We start from the raw sequence: 18,567 nt of genomic DNA, 5'->3' as shown, positions 1-18,567 counted from the left end.
GTATGGCGCTCGTATTTTTCGTATGGCGCTCGTATTTTTCGTATGGCGCTCGTATTTTTCGTATGGCGCTCGTCCAGCGTGCTTACAGCCGCTGGACGAGCACAAAAAAAACAAGCCCCTGCACTCTGCAGGGGCTTGTTTTCCTTCATATCCATTAAAAATTACTGTAAGACTGGCCGCCATCCACGTTCAAAGTGCTCCCGACGACCCAAGATGCCTTTTTAGATGCCAAAAAGACAACTACATTGGCTACTTCTTCTACTGTCCCAAAACGTCCGGCGGAAATATGTTCTTCCACAAACGAATTGATTTTGTCTGGATCTTGTTCCAATCTTTTTTTCCAATTTCCTGTTTCATGCAAGATTGATCCTGGGGCAACGCCGTTTACTCGTATCCCCTTTTTGATTATCTCGTCACCAAATGATTTTGTGAAGGAAATCATCGCTGCCTTACTCGCATTGTAAGTAGGCTTACCACCAGATTCCCGGCCAAAAATAGACGAAATATTAATAATAGCTCCACCGTCTGATTTCCCGCTCATTATCGCTGCCGCTCTCTTACTCAAATCAACAGCTGAAAGAAAGTTCAAATACATGGCTTCTTCAAACTGCTCGATGCTTGTCTCCATAACCGAAGAACCATTGCTCCCACCTGCATTGTTAACCAAGACATTAATTGTTCCAAACTTCGTAACGAACTCATCCATCACTCGTTCACGATCCTCAGCAATCGTTACATCACCCTGAAAAATTTCGATCCCTTCTTTTTGAGCAGCTTCCAGATCAGCCAAGTTACGACCGACGATTCCCACTTTTGCACCTTCTTCTAAAAAGGCATGGGCGATACCTTGGCCGATTCCTTTAGATCCACCAGTAACAAGCACAACTTTATCTTCAAGATCTAAATTCATACGATTAACGCCTCCTTTATGAGCCGAATGATTTTTTGATGCGAGACAGGAAATGGATAATTTTCAAGTTCATCTATACGGACCCATTTCCAATCAGCTGGCATCTGTTCCAAATCAACTTCACTTTCAATTTTCCCTTGCCATATTTGGATTTCCCATTTTAAGTGAGAAAACACATGCTCAATATATCCTGCTTTTTCCTCTACAACCGCTCCAAAATTCGTCTGTTCTTGTACATATCCAACCAATGCGTCAGTCTCTGCATCTTTGTGCTCCCCAACATACTCGGTGTTCGGAAATTCCCACATGTTAGCAAGCAAACCTTCAGATGGTCTTTTGTGAATGAGAATTTTCCCATCATGATTTAACAAAACACCTGCAGTCATCTTCGCTTTGCGAACTTTTGTTTTTCCTAACTTTACAGGAAGTTCGGCTTGTCTTCCACTCTCAAACCCTCTGCATAATTCTCGCATCGGACATAATAAGCAAGCTGGTGATCTCGGCGTGCATATTAGTGCACCTAGTTCCATTAATGCTTGATTAAAAGAAGATGGATCGTCATGTGAAATCAGTTCCCTTACTGCTTTTTCAAAAAGCACACGCGTTTTTGGTTTACTGATATCTTCTTCGATCAATAGGATTCTGGATAAAACACGCATAACATTACCATCAACGGCTGGCTCTGGAATACCATACGCAATACTAAGGACTGCTCCTGCTGTATAAGGGCCAACTCCCTTTAATCCAGCGATCTCTTTTGGCGTATTCGGTACTTTTCCTCCATAAGATTCGCATACTTCTTTTACTGCGGTTTGTAAGTTTCGAACTCGGGAATAATAACCTAGACCCTCCCATGCTTTTAAGACTTTTTCTTCATCCGCGTAAGCGAGGTCCTTCAGCGTTGGGAACAGTTGAGTAAATCGTTCGAAATAAGGAATGACCGTATCTACTCTTGTTTGTTGAAGCATAATCTCAGAGACCCAGACACGGTAAGGATCTTGATTTTCTCTCCAAGGCAATGTTCGTTTGTTCTCGTTATACCAAGTTAACAAATGGTCTTGAAATTGTTTCACATATGAATCATTGAGGGAAAATATACTATTACTTGTTGAGTTCAATTTACAGATCTTCCTTTGTGTTTAGCTTTTCAAACGCCCAGCAATGGACTTTTTCAAGTCCTCCTGTTACACATTCATTAAGTAATGAAAAAACAGGATGCTGAAGTGTAGTTCGATTTTTTTTTATCGTATCATATGATTCTTGATCATTAACTTGGAAACATTCAACATATAGGGAAGGCTGATCTGCCGCCCTATACCATTGAATATCAGAAGCTCCAAAAGCTTTAAGTTCTTGCATCACAGAAACCATTTGAGACTCATAATATTGAATGGAATCCGGACTTACTTTATACTCCATAAAAACCGTTAACATATTCTTTTCACTCCATTCCTACATAGGAGGTGATCGCCTTGGATACAGGCACACATATTGTGATGGGGCTCGGGTTAGGTGGTTTAGCGATGCTGGACCCTGCAATTGCAAATGATCCAGTAACCTCCCAAGCTATTCTAGCTGGGACTCTGATTGGTTCCCAAGCACCCGACTTTGACACAGTACTCAAACTAAAAAATAATGCGGTATACATCCGCAATCACAGAGGACTCACACATTCATTGCCGGCACTTGTTATATGGCCGCTGCTTTTATTCGGTATCATCTCTCTATTTGTTCCAGAAGCCGATAACGGAAAGCTTTTATTATGGACAGCGATTGCCGTTTTCCTTCATGTATTCGTTGATATCTTTAATGCTTACGGCACACAAGCACTATACCCGGTTTCAAAGAAATGGATCGCGCTTGGTGTCATCAGTATCTTTGATCCCTTTATTTTTTTCTTGCATATCGGAGGCTTGCTGCTCTGGTATATAGGTGTTGATCCCGGATACACGTTTCTAACGGTGTACAGCATACTCGTTGTTTATTACATCATTCGAATCATATCCAGACAGCGAGTGAACAAGATCGTGCTGAAAAAGATTCCAGAAGCGGAAGAAATCTATGCCAGCCCGACCATTCGTTGGGGACAGTACCATCTAGCGATAAAATCAAAGCACGAATTCTTCGTAGCCGGTTTAAAAAATGGAAAAGTAACGGTTTGGGATACTTTCGATCGTCTTTCAGTTCCAAAAACAAAATTGATTGAAGCTGCGAAAAAGGACAAAAATATATCTGCTTTTCTTTCGTTCTCCCCAGTACACCGATGGGAAGTCGAAAAGAACGATCACGGCCACCTCGTTCAATTTATTGATCTTAGGTATAGAAGTAAAGGACACTACCCTTTTGTCGCGATGGTACAGTTAGATGAGAACTTGAACATCATTACTTCCTTTACAGGCTGGGTGTATTCTGAAGACCGCCTGAAAAAGAAGATGGAATTCTCTCCACTTGATCTTATCAACAATAATGAATAGGAAGAAGACGGGCTTATTGAATAGGCCCGTCTTTTTTTACGAATCGCTGAAATTTAGGATTGTTTGAAAAATACTCGTGAAGCTTATGTCCATAGGAAGTAATCAGCTGGGTAACCATCTTCTCGGTAACCTCTTGCCCCTCATATTCCCATCCCGCTTTCGCTCGAGTAGACTCAAAATCTTCCCATAATCCTTCCACCCATTCCCTAGCTTCATGATTTGTAAGGGCTAGGTTCTTTTTTTGCAGTAGATTCGCCAATCTGTCAAAACGCTCTTCCATTATTCTCCCTCCTTATCCAATTTTTAAAGAAACCCCCGTCACATAAAGGGTTCTCTCACGTTTCATACTAGTTGAGAACCGATAACAAGGAGGTAATCACATGCGTAATAAATCGAAAAACTTCCCTAATCGGATCTCCTTCTCAGGTGAGCCGAGATCAAAAGAAGAATTCTCTTCTAAACGGCCAGATGGATCCATTCGTGACCATCCGCAGGAACGAATGTTTTTATCCAATCAACACCGAGATGATCAGTAACTCTTGCGGTTATGAATTTCATTCTGGGGGGTGAATCAGTTGAACAAGAAAGACTACTTCTCATCAACGCGATTTAACGGTAAATATTCTGACCCCTTTCACTCACCGCGTGCCAATTCGAAGCATGCGTACAATCAAGTGAACGGGGAGACCCAGCAAGCATTAAATAACTATGTGCTTGAAATTCAAACACGTAAGCGTTCATAGTGACGAATAAAGGAGCGGTCCTGTACCGCTTCTTTATTTTGTTTTTTGTTCAAAAAGACTTTAAGTGGTTGATCTCCGTTACAGATGCTCGCTTTCCGTGGGGCAGGCGGTGAGCCACATTCGAACGTTTTACTCTTAAGTGTCTCACCTGCCCGCCTGTCCCACAGGAGTCTCGCACCTTCCACTCCAATCAACTGCAAAGAAGCTTTGAACAAAACACAAAGAAAAGAGCCTTCAAAATTATTCAAGCACAGAAATCGGCAGAGCTTCGAGTGCACTTTGTTTATTTTTGTAACCCCAGGCAAAAATACCATTTAGGTACAGCACAGAAAAAGTCGAACCCGGATCTCCTTGAATTCCATACTCTTTCCCGCTTTCGATCGTTGACGGGTCCATCAGATAGCATTTCCCCATTGCAATCTTGCGTTCATAAACGGCGAACTCACTTACCATGCCCATTTGTTCCGCTTTTTGTGCTTTTGCTCGAAGGGAAGCAATTTCGCCTTTAATTTCAACTTCTGTCATCTCGCTGAATCTTTTTTCCATTTGATTACTTCCTTTCTTTTCTGTACCCTATATATGCTTAAGAACTAACTACATAGGAGTGATAACTTTGAGTAAGACTGTCATTATTACGGGCGGCGGTTCAGGCTTAGGACTCGCACTAGCCCGCGAATATAATAAAAAGTACAACGTATATCTCATTGGCCGTAATGAGCAAAAATTAGAGCAAGCTGTTCAATCATTCGCTCACAGCGAAAACAAAGTATCGTATAAAGTTTGTGATGTTACCGATTACGAAAAAACCGAATCTATGCTGCAATCCATCTTTCAAAGTGAGAATGTTCACTTGTTGATCAATAATGCAGGTATGGGCGTTTTCGAACCTCTTGAAGACTTATCAAAAACAGATATCACAGGAATGCTTGAAACGAATGTTTATGGCACTATTTTTCCAACTAAGGTTGCTTTCCAGCTTTTTAAACAGCAAGGCGTTGGCAAGGTTATGAACATCATTTCAACAGCCGGCTTACGCGGAAAGGTGAATGAATCCGTTTATTGCGCTTCTAAGTTTGCCGTTAGAGGATTTACAGAGAGCCTCGTAAAGGAATGGGATGGCTCTGGCATCTATCCAACAGCGGTTTATATGGGCGGAATGGATACCCCTTTCTGGGATGAATCCAATCATATTGCAGACCGCTCTCGATTGAAGTCTCCAGAGCAGGTTGCTGCCCTAATCGTTGAACAAGACGACAACAGACCTGAGATCTTTATAGATCGTTAAGTTCATCACCGCTAAGCAGTTCTGAAATCACTCCAGAATCGAAGCCTTTGCTGTATAGAAATTTCTTCATGCGTGACTCGTATTCAAAACCACTATACTTTTTATATTTTTGATGAGCTTTGCGAGCATGCGCCAGCAAGGCTTCTTTTTCATCTTCGGCAGATTGACTGATCTTTGCTTCTTGAAATGCCATTTCAATCACTTCCCATGAATAGCCTTTTTGCTGAAGCTGCTGAGCAATCCTTTGCTTCTGTTCTTTCTCAGAACGTTTCTTTCCGCTTGAAAATTGTTTTTGTATAAATGTAATGCTCGCTTCTAGTTGCTCTTCATAACTGAACTGATCGAGAGCCTCTTCCGTGTTACGATTACTGATTCCTTTCTTCTTAAGTTCCTGCCGAATCATTCCTGGCCCTTTGAACGATGTGTTCATACGGCTTCTAACGAGTGACTTTGCGAAGGTTTGGTCATTCACAAAATCATATTCCGAAAGCTTTTCCAGAACTCGTTTGATCGTGGATTCAGGAACTTCCTTCTTTACTAGATATACCTCGATCTCATGAGCGGTTCGCATTCGAAAAGATAGATAGTGAAGAGCTTTATTAAATGCTTTTCGATATTGATCTTCTTCAATGATGGATTCCCATTCTTCTTCATCGATCTCCATACCTTTTTGAAGTGAAAACTTTATTAAAACATCTGCGTCAACGCTAAATGCAAATTCTTCTTTTGGCCCTTTTTGGATAAAAATATTAAATCGTTCGTCGTTTTTTTGCTGAGCAGAAATCCTTGTTATAACAGCCATCTACCCACCTTCTTTCACCAATTAGTGTACCATATCTTATGGATTTCGTGCTGTTAGTAGGGCTTGATAACTTTGTTAAGCATCTACCTCGTTACTGTATCTGATTGTTAATGAAAAATGCTAACAACGAGCGGTGCTTGTTGGATGAACCGGATGTCACTTGGCACAGGTGGTATGAAATGATTTTCGGGTGGAGAAAGCGTATTTACCGAGGTGACGCAGTATTTCCAGGTGGAAATCAGTACATCACAGGTGATCAACCTCTTTTTAGCGGCGAACGCGTAATAGAATATAAAAACACATACCGTAAAAATTTGATTTCACACCAGCGGTTGCTTATCCACTCAACATAACAAAAGCACCTTCCCCATTGGAGAAGATGCTTTTTGAATAAAAGTGCAACCTGCACTTAGAAGAACTTAACAACACCTTTTAGCATTTGCACCGTACTTATTTTCAAGCAATTCTACAAAAAACTCTTTCTCAGTCGGTGGTGTTTGATCCGGATGCTTTTCTTTCAGATGTTTAACATAAGCTTCATAATCCGGGAGGTTTGATATGCCTTTTCCAATATAAAATACAATTTTTAAAAGGCTCTTTAATTTTTCCCACAATATGTTCAGCATCACGATACATCACCAAGTTTTGTTTGCACAAATGGTTCTTCAGACGTTTCTAATGGTTTTTCACTCTTAATCGCTTTGTACCAGATTCGCATCGCATCAATCAGCACGCCTAAAATGAGTAACATAAAGATCGCGGTTAAATAAGCGTTTAACGTACTATTGAAGACAAGCTGTTTAGCAGCTTCCATGGAAGGTACAGTTGCTGGCAAGTTGCCGCTCGCTATAGCCTCTTTCATGACCTCAGCTTGTTTTAAGAAACCGATTTTTGGGATATCAGAGAAAATCTTTTGCCAAGCCGCATAGAACGTTACGATCATCAACCAAGCAAGGGGAACTAACGTCACCCATACAAACTTTTTCTTACCCATCTTCAAAATTACTGTAGTTGCCACGATAAGAGCAATAGCCGCTAACATTTGGTTTACGATACCGAACAATGGCCAAAGTGTATTGATGCCGCCTAACGGATCCGTTACACCAACAACTAAGAAATAACCCCAGCCTGCAACGACTAACGCACTCGTGAAATATACAGCCGGCATAGAATCTGTTTTTCGTAATGGTTTATAAATTTGCCCAAGAAGATCTTGAAGCATAAACCTACCTACCCGTGTACCAGCGTCAATGGTGGTCAATATGAATACAGCTTCAAATAGTATCGCAAAATGGTACCAGAATGCCATCAACTGTGGCCCACCGATAACTTGTGAGAAAATTTGTGCGATCCCTACAGCTAGTGACGGAGCACCACCTGTTCGAGAAAGAATCGATTCTTCGTCTACATTTTTAGCTAGTTCATTAATCTCGTCTGCTGATACAGTGAACCCCCAGGAGGATATCGTTGTAGCAGCGGTCGCGACATCTGTTCCGATCGCAGCACCTGGTGAGTTGATCGCAAAATAAATCCCAGGCGTTAAAAGCGTTGCCGCTACCATCGCCATGATCGCAACAAATGATTCTGTTAACATACCAGCGTAACCGATCATAGGAGCATGCTGCTCGTTCGCGATTAATTTAGGCGATGTTCCTGATGAGATCAAAGCATGGAAACCAGAGATGGCTCCACAAGCAATCGTAATGAACAAGAACGGAAAAAGGTTACCTGCGAATACAGGCCCTGTTCCATCAATAAATTTAGTAAGTGCAGGCATCTGAATCTCAGGCATTACGATAAGAATACCGAGTGCCATCATTCCGATTACCCCTACTTTTAGGAACGTACTTAAATAGTCTCTTGGTGCAAGAAGCATCCAAACAGGTAGAACGGATGCAAGGAAGCCATAAACAATCAGCATCCAAGCTAAAGTCTCACCGTCAAATGTAAAAAGAGGTGCAAGTGTTGGAGAGTCGGCAACCCACTGGCCGCTGACTAAAGCAAAAATCAACAATCCAAAACCAATAATCGATGCTTCCCCTACTCGCCCGGGGCGAAGATAGCGCATATATACACCCATGAAAAGAGCGATTGGAATGGTCATGGCAATCGTATATGTACCCCATGGGCTTGATTTAAGTGCGTTAACAACCACTAGTGCAAGAACGGCAATTAAAATAACCATAATAGCAAAAACACCGATAAGCGCTAGCATTCCACCAACTGGTCCTATTTCTTCTTTAGCAATCTGACCGATAGATTTACCTCTGCGTCTCATGGAAATAATTAAAATAACAAAATCTTGTACAGCACCGGCAAGAACGGCTCCGACAATAATCCAGATGGTACCAGGCAGATATCCCATCTGTGCTGCTAATGTTGGACCTACAAGTGGACCAGCACCAGCGATCGCTGCAAAATGGTGTCCATAAAGAACCCATTTGTTTGTCGGTACATAATCCTTACCATCTGCATATCTTTCTGCAGGTGTTGCATTGTTCTTATTAAGGCTGAAGATTTTTGTAGCAATAAATCGTGCATAAAAGCGATAAGCAATAGCATACGTACACAAGGAAGCAACTACAAACCAGATTGCATTGATCTTCTCGTCTCTTTGGAGCGCGATGATGGATAAGGCGATCCCCCCGGCTAAAGCAATACCTATCCATAACAGCGCTTTCAAAAAGGGATTCTTCTTTTTTGCTTGCACATTTCTTTGGAGCTCCATAAGCCTTCTTTCCTCCTCAATAGTGGTAATATAATATGTACAAGATGAATTATAACAAATATTCTTAATTTTTAAATAAATAAAATGGAAAGAGGTGGATTATCATGAAAAGAATCTTAGTCACCGGGGGCACTGGCTTTGTAGGAGGATTTCTGACCAAACACCTTACAGCGCTTGGAAATGAAGTCTTTATTCTGACAAGAAAAGATAAACAGTCAGATGAAAAAGGCGTTACATATGTGCAATGGATGGGAAGCACTGAACCTGACCTGCCTCCGATCGATGCTGTTGTTAACCTTGCTGGAGAATCCATAAATGGCAGATGGACAGATGAAAAGAAACAGTCGATCTTAAACAGCCGTTTAAAAGTTACAGAAGAATTATTTAAGCTTGTTAAGAAGATGCCAAAAAAGCCATCCGTATGGGTAAACGCTTCTGCAATTGGATATTATGGAACTTCTGAAACAGAAGTGTTCACTGAAAGGTCTTCCAAACATGGCGCAGATTTTTTAGCTGAAGTTGTTAGAGCATGGGAAACGAAAGCATCAGAAGCAGAATCTCTCGGTATCAGAACGGTTTTCACACGATTCGGGCTTGTACTAGGTAAAGACGGAGGGGTGCTCCCGCAGCTCAGCCTGCCCTATCGCTTTTTTGCAGGTGGTACGGTGGGATCAGGTGATCAGTGGGTTTCTTGGGTGCATGTGGAAGACGTAGCAAAACTCATCACAGAAGCTATAGAGGATGATCAGTATTCAGGTCCTGTAAATGTAACCTCTCCACACCCTGTTAGGATGAAAGAATTTGGTCAAGTAACAGGTGAAGTTATGCACCGACCTCATTGGCTTCCAGCTCCTTCGATAGCTTTTAAGATCATGTTTGGAGAAATGAGTATGTTGATTCTAAAGGGACAGCGGGTACTTCCAGAAAAAGCGCAAAACATAGGCTATACGTTCTCCTATCCACAATTAAAGGGGGCTTTACATGATTTGTTACAATGATAATAAAAATAATCAATCAGGTGACACATTATGAAAACATTAATTCAAAAAGCGAAAGTTTATCCAATTACGAGCAGCGAACTTCAGCAAGGCGACGTACTAGTTGAAAACGGCAAAATCGTAGCTGTCGAAACGCATATAGAAGTTTCGGCTGATATGGAGATCATCCAAGCTGAAAATCTGCATCTTCTTCCTGGATTCATTGATGTTCACACTCATCTAGGCTTATATGACGAAGGAACAGGATGGGCTGGAAATGATGCTAATGAGACTCACGAAGTACTTACCCCTCATATTCGTGCGATCGATGGCTGTCATCCATTAGACATCGCCTTTAAGGATGCAGTACGTTTTGGAGTAACGACTGCACACATCATGCCTGGAAGTGCAAATGTTATTGGTGGAACGACCTCTGTCATTAAAACGCATGGACACGATATTAGAAAAATGATCATTAAGGAAACGGCTGGTCTTAAAATCGCATTAGGTGAAAATCCAAAGCGAATTCATAGCGGACGTCATAATGATTCCATCACTCGGATGGGCATTATGGGTATGCTGCGTGAAGCTTTTTATCAAGCAAAAGATTCAGCTTACCAAGATAATTTGCGTGTTGCACCGATCGCAGCGGCCTTAAACCGCGAGATTCCTGTTCGCATTCATGCTCACCGTGCCGATGATATTCTTTCTGCTATACGTTTTGCTGAGGAATTCAACTTAGACTTTCGTATTGAACATTGTACAGAAGGGCATCTCATTGCGGACTCATTCAAAGATTTAAATTTAAAAGTCAGTGTTGGTCCTACACTAACGCGCAAGTCCAAGATTGAACTGAAGAACAAATCGTGGGAAACGTATCGCATACTATCGGAAAATAATGTTGAGGTTTCAATTACGACCGATCACCCTTACATCCCGATTCAATATTTAAACGTTTGCGCGGCAATTGCCGTTAGAGAAGGATTGAGTGAAAAAAAGGCGCTTGAAGGCATCACTATTGCTCCTGCTAAGAACCTAGGAATTGATGATCGAGTAGGCAGTATTGAGCCTGGAAAAGATGCCGATTTATCCCTTTGGACTGAGCATCCGTTCCACTTTTCTGCTACCCCTGTCATGACCATGATCGACGGAGAAATAATTTACAAAAAATCTACAAAATAACTATTTTCTTTTTTGAAAAAATGTCTTATTATACAAATAGAGCAACATGCGGATTAAGCCAATCCGGAACATTTTAAAGGTCGCTCAATAATCAAATACAACATTATTTTCATAAATTAAATACTGAAGCAAGGGAAGGCAATTGGTGCGCCACCAGCTATGACTGGTCCTAGTGGGTTCGATTCCCACCCCGAATTAATTTTTATTCTTAATTCGAGGGTGGGGGATACTTCTGCCCTCTAGGAGGGATTAAATTGTTGAAAAAGCGTGATTTATCAGACAGTCATGTTCTTTACAATTTAATGGTGCACCCAGACGTCTTCCCTTTTGTGCGTCAAAAAGCTGCTTCATTTGAGGAATTTCTATTTCTAACGAAGCAAACGATCGAGGAAGAAGACCAAGGAAACATTATTTCCAGAACGATTTTGGATGAGTGGCATAATCCAATCGGCACCATTAATTTATTCGATGTTCAAGATGGCTATGGCTTTCTTGGCACGTGGATTGGTCAACCTTACTTTGGAAAAGGGTACAATTCTTTAGCAAAAGAAGCTTTCTTTTCTGAATTATTTTATGAGAAAGATATCCACACAATCTTTATGCGTATTCGCAAAGTAAATATTCGTTCACAAAAAGCAGCTGAAAAAATTCCTTATGTGACGTTAGCCAACGAAACGAGAAAAGATGTTTATGATCAGTTAAACCATGGTCAGGATATCTATAACCTTTATCAGATTGAAAAAGATAACTATCTCATGCACATGCTTCGTACACAAACACAGTCTCTGGAAATTGTGGAAGAACAGTTAAAGGAAGCTTAATACAGGTAACTTGTACACTTACTCTGCGCATACTAATAAACATCACTTCCATTTGGAGTGATGTTTATTTTTTTGTAAGGAGGTAATGGCATGGAGAGTAAAAAACAACAAGCAAAAGAAAGAAACGACGATCTAACTAAAACTCAAGAGATTCTTTATAAAGAGGAATTAAAGTCTGCAGAATCAACAGCAGAGACACAAGAAATGACAAACGAAGATAATTCCTAAAAGGATGATTCTTCCTCTCATATTTACCTAAAAAATGCACATTCTATAGTTGAGGACAAGTTCCTCAAATGCTTTTGATTTACGTTTCAAAACATCGTGATATCTTTAAGGAGGTATTTGTGTGGAAAAACGTAACCGAAAGTCCTCACTGCACAACAATGCTAAAGCTTCTCAAGCCAAAGGACTTGATGTCGAGTACTCAAGTGAATTGGCAGATCAAAACGATCTTGAAGCACAAGCACGTGCGCAAGCCGCTGACCGACGTCAGAAAAATAGCCGTCGCTAAGTGCAAAAAGACCTGCTGGGATAGCAGGTCTTTTTTTAATATAGAAATCTGTATGCTTTCATTATCTTGTGGATAAAGTTATCCACAGTTATGTTAATATGTTGATAGATACAATTTTACTACATCTTATTGTGTGCAATTTTGTGCAAAACTTTTTAGTTATGCACATTTTCTGTGGAAAAGCATGTGGATAGTGTGTATATTTCTGAATTTTTCAAGCTTTAAATATATTATTTCATTTCGATCGTTTTTATTATTTTAGCTGGATTTCCTCCAACTACTACATTTGCAGGAACGTCTTTAGTCACTACCGCCCCTGAAGCGACTACCGCATTATCCCCAATTTTTACACCTGGATTAATAATGGATCCTCCACCAAGCCACACATTATTTCCGATCTCGATGGGCTTTCCATACTCAGCACCAGAATTTCTTTCTACAGGATCTAACGGATGAGTAGCTGTATAGATATGAACGCCTGGTGCTAACATGCAATTATCACCAATACGCACCTCACATACATCTAGAATAATACAGTCAAAGTTTGCATAAAAGTTTTCCCCTACATGAATGTTGTAGCCATAATCACATCTAAAATTCGGCTCTATTCCAACATTCTGACCAGTTGAACCGAATAATTGTTTGATCAAGGTATTCCGTTTATCCCATTCCTCTTCCGTTGTGGTGTTGTACTCTCGTGTCAGCTTTCTTGCTTGAATTCGCTCGTTAACAAGCTGCTGATCATCCGCACGATACATTTCTCCATCGATCATTTTTTCTTTTTCCGTTTTCATGCAGCATCGATCCTTTCACGATCTATTTTAATACTAACGTACAAACAGCTTCCACTTGTGATGTTTGCGGAAACATATCCACAGGAGTAATCTGTTCTACCTTATAACCATTACTTATTAACATGTGGACATCTTTTGCTAATGTTGAAGGGTTACAAGATACGTACACCATTTTTTTAGGTTTTGTTTTTATTATCGTTTCTAAGAAAACAGGATCACATCCCGTTCTCGGTGGATCTACAACTACTACATCAGGTTGCCAGCCTTCTCTTACCCATTTTGGGAGAAGTTTTTCAGCTTTTCCTGTCTCATAATAAGCATTTTTAATTTGGTGTTTCTCAGCATTTTTTCTTGCATCCATGATGGATTCTTTAATGACATCCATCCCTCTTACTTCTTCTGCACCATTCGCAAGCCACATGCTTATCGTACCCGAACCACAATAAGCATCAACAACCTTTTCCTTACCAGTCAGATTGGCCTGTCTTTTTACTTCGTTATATAAGTTTACAGTCTGCTCAGGATTCAACTGGAAAAATGCACGTGCTGATAGCTCAAAACGAAGATCTCCAAGATGTTCAGTTATCGTATCTTTTCCGAAAATACCCTCCGTCTGTTCACCGAATACAAGCGACGTTTTCTCTTCGTTTATGTTTTGAATAAATGAAGTGACTTGAGGCAGTCTTTTCTTAATCTCTTCCACAAAAATTTCTTTTTTCGGCAGCTCATTCGTTGCAGTTACGATGACTAACTGAATTTCATCCGTACGGAAGGCTGTTCTAACTACAATGGTACGTATGCTGCCCGTTTGTTTTCTTTCGTCATATATAGGTAGATTCAGATCTCTAATAATCTGTTTTACTTTATTCGTGACAATATTCGTATCCTCATGCTGTACGAGACAGTGATCAATGTTGATCAACTTATGTGAGTTGGAGCTATAAAGTCCTGCGATTACAGTATCGTCGATCTTTCCAACTTGAAATTGAGACTTATTTCGATATGCCCAAGGCTCGTCCATTCCAATTGTTTGTCTCACATTCAATTTATCTCTATGAATCTTTGTGTATCGCTCAAAAGCCTGCACAACGATATCTCGTTTTTCTCTTAGTTGAGCTGCATAAGACATATGCTGAATCTGACATCCGCCACATGTCTCATAGATCGGACAAGGTGGTGTTACTCTATCTTTGGACTTTTTAAATACTTTTTTTATCTTTGCTTCTGCTCGGTTTGGATAGACTTTTGTAATAATAACCGACATTTCTTCGCCTGGAATCCCTCCAGGAACAAAGACTACTTGTCGTTGATGAAATCCGATCCCTTCTCCATTGATGCCTAATCGTTTAATGGATAGAGGGATTGTCTCGCCAATCTTCATAATAGGATTATTTTGTTTAGTATTTTTCATAATATTATTCACTCGTTTCTTAGCTAAAAGTGGCTTTCCTTATTGTAGACGAAACTCGCTTGTTCTACCAACTTCAATTTCAGCTTACGAAATATTTAAGCTTTCTTGCCCCTTCACTTCAATTAACTAAATCTTTTAGTGATAGTAAAAACCATACTAAAGTCAGATTGTGTGGATTTTTCAAAATCTCTATAATAGCAATAACGAAAGCGCTTTCGTAAAGATAGCTCTATTTTTTTAATCGTTTTCGAAACCGCTTTCGTTTCAATGTTAATAACAAAGGAGGAAGATGTTCAGTGAAGAAAATCTGTGCTTTTGCAGTCTCTGCTTTATTAATTATGCCAAGCGGGGTAATCGCCTCAACAGGAGATGATGGGAGTAAAGAAGTGCAAAAAAATAAAGAAAAAACGAAATGGTCCCTCACCTGGTCCGATGAATTCAACAAGCCTAAAATTGATCCGAAAAAATGGACATATGATATCGGCAACTGGATAAAAGATGACGACGGCAATCTAATTACACCTGGCTGGGGAAACAATGAAAAACAGTATTATACGAACTCAGATGAAAACTCATTTATCAAAGATGGTAAATTGATTATCCGTGCTAAAAAAGAGAGTACGACTGATGACTCAGGTACTTATGAATATACGTCTGCTAAATTAAAAACGAAGGGATTATTCAGTCAAACGTATGGGCGCTATGAGGTTCGTGCTAAATCCCCTACAGGTAAAGGGTTGTGGCCAGCAGTTTGGATGTTGCCCGAAAAGGATCGATATGGCGGATGGGCTGCATCAGGTGAAATTGATATCATGGAAGCTTGGGGAAGTAAACCACATAAAGTAGCTGGCACGCTCCATTATGGTGAGACATGGCCAAACAATCGCTATACGGGCAAAGAATTTGAATTTCCTTTTAACGATGGAATCAATGCTTGGCACACATATGCTATTGAATGGGAACCCGGTGAAATCAGATGGTATGTAGACGGTGAACTGTATCAAACGCAAAATGAGTGGTATGCAAAAGGACAAAATAATCCGATAAAGTTTTCTTATCCAGCACCTTTTGATCAAAACTTTTACTTAATAATGAACCTTGCTGTTGGCGGATGGTTTGATGGAGATCCCGATGAAACGACTACGTTTCCTCGACAGATGGAGATTGACTATGTTCGTGTGTATGAATTAAAAAATCGAGATTATCGAGATCCTGTAGAGCCTACTCCAAAGCCTGTTGAACTGCCTGAAGAAGCTAAACAACCTCTTGAAGACGGGAATCTCGTTTACGACGGAAACTTCGAAAGACCATTTACACTTATCGATCAAAATGAAAAGCCGTTCGATCCATCCTACTGGAATCTTGTCACTCTTCCAGACTTTGGTGGTGAGGCTTCAGCTGAGAGGGAAATAATCGATAACAAGAATTTTGCCAAGATCACTCCACACGTTCCCGGATCATTTTCTCATTCTGTACAAGCGATCCAACTTATTTCTCTTGGTAAAAGCGGACGTTACAAAGTCAGCTTTGATGCAAAGGCAGCCTCTGATCGACAAATGTCAGTTAAAGTAGGCGGTGGTGCAGAGCGTGGCTGGGGCAAATACTCGAATGAAGAGACGATTAAATTAGGCGATACGCTCGAAACCCATTCATTCACGTTTGATATGCTAGCAGAAACGGATCTTGCCGCTCGCTTAGAGTTTAATCTAGGTAGTACCGGAAGCATTCCTGTTTGGATCGGTAACGTGCGTGTAGAAGAAGTATCAAATGAGCCTATTGATGAGTCCGCCACAAAGCCCCCACTTCCAGATGGTAACCACATATACAATGGCACATTTGATCAAGGTGATATGGATCGATTGACGTATTGGGAGTTTGTTTCAAATCATAAAAAAGATAGAGCGGTTGTTAACGAGAAAGCTCGTGAATTTCATGCTTATTTAAAGAGACATCCTTCTAAGAAAACAGATAAATACCTTGTTCAAAAAGGAATACAGTTGATAAAAGGAAACGAGTACCTTTTAACTTTCAAAGGCAAAGCCGATAAGAATCGATCCATTTACGTTGGTATGTTAGATGAGAGCGGCAATAAATCGTATGTTGCACCTTCAAAAGTAAACCTAAACAGAAGAAGTGATACGTACGAGGTGAAATTTACGTATGATGGGGAAACGTCAGACTACAATAGCCAGTTAATCTTTTATTTAGGTGGAAACTCAGCTGATGTTTACTTAGATGATATTGTTTTGAAAAAATTAACCAATATTCCTGATTACAACGATGTGGATATGAAACCATTAAAAAATGGAGATTTTCTTTCCGGACTTTCTTTTTGGAACCCATACATCCATTACGATGCAAATGCTCAAATTGTGAGTGAAGACGATGAAGCCAAGATCAGCATAGATTCTGAAGGAAATGAACCTTGGAGTGTTCTTTTAGAACAAGGCAATTTAAAGTTAGTTGAAGGATTGAATTACGAATTAAATTTTTCGGTCTTCTCACAGATCGCTCGCAACATAGAGGTGACATTAGAGAACGCACAATATAAGCGATATTTTGCTGAGAAAGTAGAAATCGGAAATGAAAAAACCACTTACTCGTTTCGGATTACACCTACCGAAACAGATACGTTGTCACTGAAATTTCTTCTCGGAAAAAGTACCGATTCTCCGCTGGGCAAGCATGTAATTTATTTAGATAATGTAGAGCTCAATGTACTAAAATAATTCATGTAGAACGCATAAAATCTCTGTCTTTCTATAGCGGAGGTTTATGCGTTTTGTTTGTTGTATAAGGTTTTATAGAACTTGTTGATTTGCTTGGAACACATATTATGAAGATGCACAAAAAAGAAACACCTTCGCAAAGTATGCAAAAGTGTTTCAAGATTTAAATAATAATGGAGTTGGCACAGATTTCTTAAGCTGTAAGTCGTCTAAGCTTTTGAATGTGTAGCCTCTTTTTTGAAGAGCTTCAATTGTTCGTTCGAGTGCATCTGCATTGTCTTTAGAAACCGTATGCAAAAGCATGATACTGCCTGGGTGAATCTGCTTCATGATCTGGTTGTATGAATATTGCCAACCACGCTGTTTATTGGTTTCCCAATCTAAAAAGGCAAGTGACCAGAACACATGTGTATAGCCTTCTTGTTTAGCGAGCATAATCGTTCTTTCGCTAAACACTCCTCTTGGAGGCCGAATATAATTCATATCGGTTTTTCCCGTTATTTCTGTGTATCTGATCTTTACTTTTTCAAGCTCGTTCTTCAAACGTGCATCAGACACTTGGGTAAGATCTGGATGGTAATAAGAGTGATTCCCAACAATATGCCCTTCTTCAGCCATTCGTTTAATTAGGTGAGGGTGAGTCTTCATAAATTGTCCGGTTACAAAAAAGGCTGCAGGTACTTTCTTTCTCTTCAACACATCCAAAACATTATCGGTATAACCGTTTTCGTATCCGTTATCAAAGGTTAAATAGATATCTTTTTTGGCAGGATCTCCAATAAAAAGGCTATCGTATTTATGGACGAGCTCCATATATCTTGCATCTGTAATAGGAGGCTTCTCTTCCCCTTTTTTCTCAAAGTACCATTCCAGTCTTTGATTGGATACACCTCTTTGAGCATAAATAACATGTGTTTGTGTAAAAAATATGATTGAAACCAATATTAGGCACAGGAGCCGATTGATTCTCATTAAACTTCCTCCTTCAAGCGACAACCTATACCTTTATTTTGTTGTAATTGTAGAAAACCATGCTAGGGATATAAAGGAAACGAGTGTCTTTGGTTGTGAAGTTTAAAAGTATGGCAAAAGTATTTGTATGGCGCTCGTATTTTTCGTATGGCGCTCGTCCAGCCTGCACTTTGTGCCGCTGGACGAGCTCAAAACGAGATGTATCTCCCATATGATATGGGCTTA

Annotated in this window: 22 protein-coding genes; 11 read left to right on the top strand and 11 right to left on the bottom strand. The window is 40.2% G+C overall.

Annotated elements, in window-relative coordinates:
* Positions 1-154: 154 nt before the first annotated feature.
* Genes H9648_RS15040 through H9648_RS15030 form a run of 3 tightly spaced genes read right to left on the bottom strand, consistent with a single transcriptional unit; the run spans position 155 to position 2,344 of the window.
* Entirely contained in the window at positions 155-910 is a 756-nt protein-coding gene (locus tag H9648_RS15040) for an SDR family NAD(P)-dependent oxidoreductase (RefSeq protein WP_191754601.1), read from the bottom strand.
* Complete coding sequence (gene mutY / locus H9648_RS15035) at positions 907-2,028, bottom strand: A/G-specific adenine glycosylase (protein WP_191754600.1); 1,122 nt, start codon at positions 2,026-2,028, stop codon at positions 907-909. Before mutY ends, H9648_RS15040 begins: the two co-directional genes overlap by 4 nt.
* A 1-nt stretch (position 2,029) precedes the next feature.
* On the bottom strand, positions 2,030-2,344 hold the full coding sequence (locus tag H9648_RS15030; protein WP_191754599.1) for a hypothetical protein: 315 nt from the start codon (positions 2,342-2,344) through the stop codon (positions 2,030-2,032).
* 38 nt (positions 2,345-2,382) lie between these two features.
* Here H9648_RS15030 and H9648_RS15025 point away from each other — a divergent pair, with 38 nt between their 5' ends.
* On the top strand, positions 2,383-3,384 hold the full coding sequence (locus tag H9648_RS15025) for a metal-dependent hydrolase (RefSeq protein WP_191754598.1): 1,002 nt from the start codon (positions 2,383-2,385) through the stop codon (positions 3,382-3,384).
* Between the two features lie 13 nt (positions 3,385-3,397).
* Here H9648_RS15025 and H9648_RS15020 read toward each other — a convergent pair whose 3' ends face one another.
* Positions 3,398-3,664, bottom strand: a complete 267-nt coding sequence (locus H9648_RS15020) for a YfhJ family protein (protein ID WP_191754597.1) — start codon at positions 3,662-3,664, stop codon at positions 3,398-3,400.
* Between the two features lie 100 nt (positions 3,665-3,764).
* Between H9648_RS15020 and sspK the strand changes: the two genes are divergently transcribed.
* On the top strand, positions 3,765-3,920 hold the full coding sequence (gene sspK / locus H9648_RS15015) for a small, acid-soluble spore protein K (protein ID WP_066242730.1): 156 nt from the start codon (positions 3,765-3,767) through the stop codon (positions 3,918-3,920).
* Positions 3,921-3,959: 39 nt separating this feature from the next.
* Positions 3,960-4,127: a YpzG family protein gene (locus tag H9648_RS15010; RefSeq protein WP_077364736.1), complete on the top strand. Its 168-nt coding sequence runs from the start codon at positions 3,960-3,962 to the stop codon at positions 4,125-4,127.
* 240 nt (positions 4,128-4,367) lie between these two features.
* Here the strand turns inward: H9648_RS15010 and H9648_RS15005 are convergent, their stop codons facing one another.
* On the bottom strand, positions 4,368-4,673 hold the full coding sequence (locus H9648_RS15005; RefSeq protein WP_191754596.1) for a YfhH family protein: 306 nt from the start codon (positions 4,671-4,673) through the stop codon (positions 4,368-4,370).
* A 67-nt stretch (positions 4,674-4,740) separates the two neighbouring features.
* Between H9648_RS15005 and H9648_RS15000 the strand changes: the two genes are divergently transcribed.
* The gene (locus H9648_RS15000) at positions 4,741-5,412 is read left to right on the top strand and encodes an SDR family NAD(P)-dependent oxidoreductase (RefSeq protein WP_191754595.1); all 672 of its coding nucleotides are present in this window, start codon (positions 4,741-4,743) and stop codon (positions 5,410-5,412) included.
* On the opposite strand, the gene recX is transcribed toward H9648_RS15000, so the two are convergent.
* Complete coding sequence (gene recX / locus H9648_RS14995) at positions 5,399-6,214, bottom strand: recombination regulator RecX (protein ID WP_191754594.1); 816 nt, start codon at positions 6,212-6,214, stop codon at positions 5,399-5,401. The genes H9648_RS15000 and recX overlap by 14 nt on opposite strands.
* Before the next feature lie 179 nt (positions 6,215-6,393).
* Here recX and H9648_RS14990 point away from each other — a divergent pair, with 179 nt between their 5' ends.
* Positions 6,394-6,567 (top strand): hypothetical protein, encoded by a 174-nt coding sequence (locus tag H9648_RS14990; protein ID WP_191754593.1) that lies wholly within the window; start codon positions 6,394-6,396, stop codon positions 6,565-6,567.
* A 66-nt stretch (positions 6,568-6,633) separates the two neighbouring features.
* Here the strand turns inward: H9648_RS14990 and H9648_RS14985 are convergent, their stop codons facing one another.
* Positions 6,634-6,840 carry a YbdD/YjiX family protein gene (locus tag H9648_RS14985; RefSeq protein WP_191754592.1) on the bottom strand — a complete coding sequence of 69 codons (207 nt, stop codon included), beginning with the start codon at positions 6,838-6,840 and terminating at the stop codon, positions 6,634-6,636.
* Positions 6,840-8,942, bottom strand: coding sequence for a carbon starvation CstA family protein (locus H9648_RS14980; protein ID WP_191754591.1), 2,103 nt, complete (start codon positions 8,940-8,942; stop codon positions 6,840-6,842). Before H9648_RS14980 ends, H9648_RS14985 begins: the two co-directional genes overlap by 1 nt.
* Positions 8,943-9,046: 104 nt before the next feature.
* Between H9648_RS14980 and H9648_RS14975 the strand changes: the two genes are divergently transcribed.
* The 5 genes from H9648_RS14975 to H9648_RS14955 all read left to right on the top strand — a co-directional run bounded on the left by H9648_RS14975 (position 9,047) and on the right by H9648_RS14955 (position 12,436).
* Positions 9,047-9,940, top strand: a complete 894-nt coding sequence (locus H9648_RS14975) for a TIGR01777 family oxidoreductase (protein ID WP_191754590.1) — start codon at positions 9,047-9,049, stop codon at positions 9,938-9,940.
* Between the two features lie 30 nt (positions 9,941-9,970).
* Positions 9,971-11,101 carry an amidohydrolase gene (locus H9648_RS14970; RefSeq protein WP_191754589.1) on the top strand — a complete coding sequence of 377 codons (1,131 nt, stop codon included), beginning with the start codon at positions 9,971-9,973 and terminating at the stop codon, positions 11,099-11,101.
* A 254-nt stretch (positions 11,102-11,355) separates the two neighbouring features.
* Complete coding sequence (locus tag H9648_RS14965) at positions 11,356-11,922, top strand: GNAT family N-acetyltransferase (protein ID WP_191754588.1); 567 nt, start codon at positions 11,356-11,358, stop codon at positions 11,920-11,922.
* Positions 11,923-12,012: 90 nt separating this feature from the next.
* Positions 12,013-12,150 (top strand): hypothetical protein, encoded by a 138-nt coding sequence (locus tag H9648_RS14960; RefSeq protein WP_153238255.1) that lies wholly within the window; start codon positions 12,013-12,015, stop codon positions 12,148-12,150.
* 121 nt (positions 12,151-12,271) lie between these two features.
* Complete coding sequence (locus H9648_RS14955) at positions 12,272-12,436, top strand: YfhD family protein (protein WP_137791569.1); 165 nt, start codon at positions 12,272-12,274, stop codon at positions 12,434-12,436.
* 230 nt (positions 12,437-12,666) lie between these two features.
* Here the strand turns inward: H9648_RS14955 and H9648_RS14950 are convergent, their stop codons facing one another.
* The gene (locus tag H9648_RS14950; protein WP_191754587.1) at positions 12,667-13,230 is read right to left on the bottom strand and encodes a maltose acetyltransferase domain-containing protein; all 564 of its coding nucleotides are present in this window, start codon (positions 13,228-13,230) and stop codon (positions 12,667-12,669) included.
* Positions 13,231-13,252: 22 nt separating this feature from the next.
* Positions 13,253-14,641, bottom strand: coding sequence for a 23S rRNA (uracil(1939)-C(5))-methyltransferase RlmD (gene rlmD / locus H9648_RS14945; protein WP_191754586.1), 1,389 nt, complete (start codon positions 14,639-14,641; stop codon positions 13,253-13,255).
* 296 nt (positions 14,642-14,937) lie between these two features.
* Between rlmD and H9648_RS14940 the strand changes: the two genes are divergently transcribed.
* The gene (locus tag H9648_RS14940; protein WP_318243538.1) at positions 14,938-17,370 is read left to right on the top strand and encodes a carbohydrate binding domain-containing protein; all 2,433 of its coding nucleotides are present in this window, start codon (positions 14,938-14,940) and stop codon (positions 17,368-17,370) included.
* Between the two features lie 156 nt (positions 17,371-17,526).
* On the opposite strand, the gene pdaA is transcribed toward H9648_RS14940, so the two are convergent.
* Entirely contained in the window at positions 17,527-18,336 is an 810-nt protein-coding gene (gene pdaA / locus H9648_RS14935) for a delta-lactam-biosynthetic de-N-acetylase (protein ID WP_404825756.1), read from the bottom strand.
* Positions 18,337-18,567 lie beyond the last annotated feature (231 nt).

The sequence above is a fragment of the Fictibacillus norfolkensis genome (assembly GCF_014836645.1).
Classification (GTDB): Bacteria; Bacillota; Bacilli; order Bacillales; family Fictibacillaceae; genus Fictibacillus; species Fictibacillus norfolkensis.
Note: the sequence above shows the minus strand (reverse complement) of the source record. Positions and strands in the feature narration are given on the sequence as shown.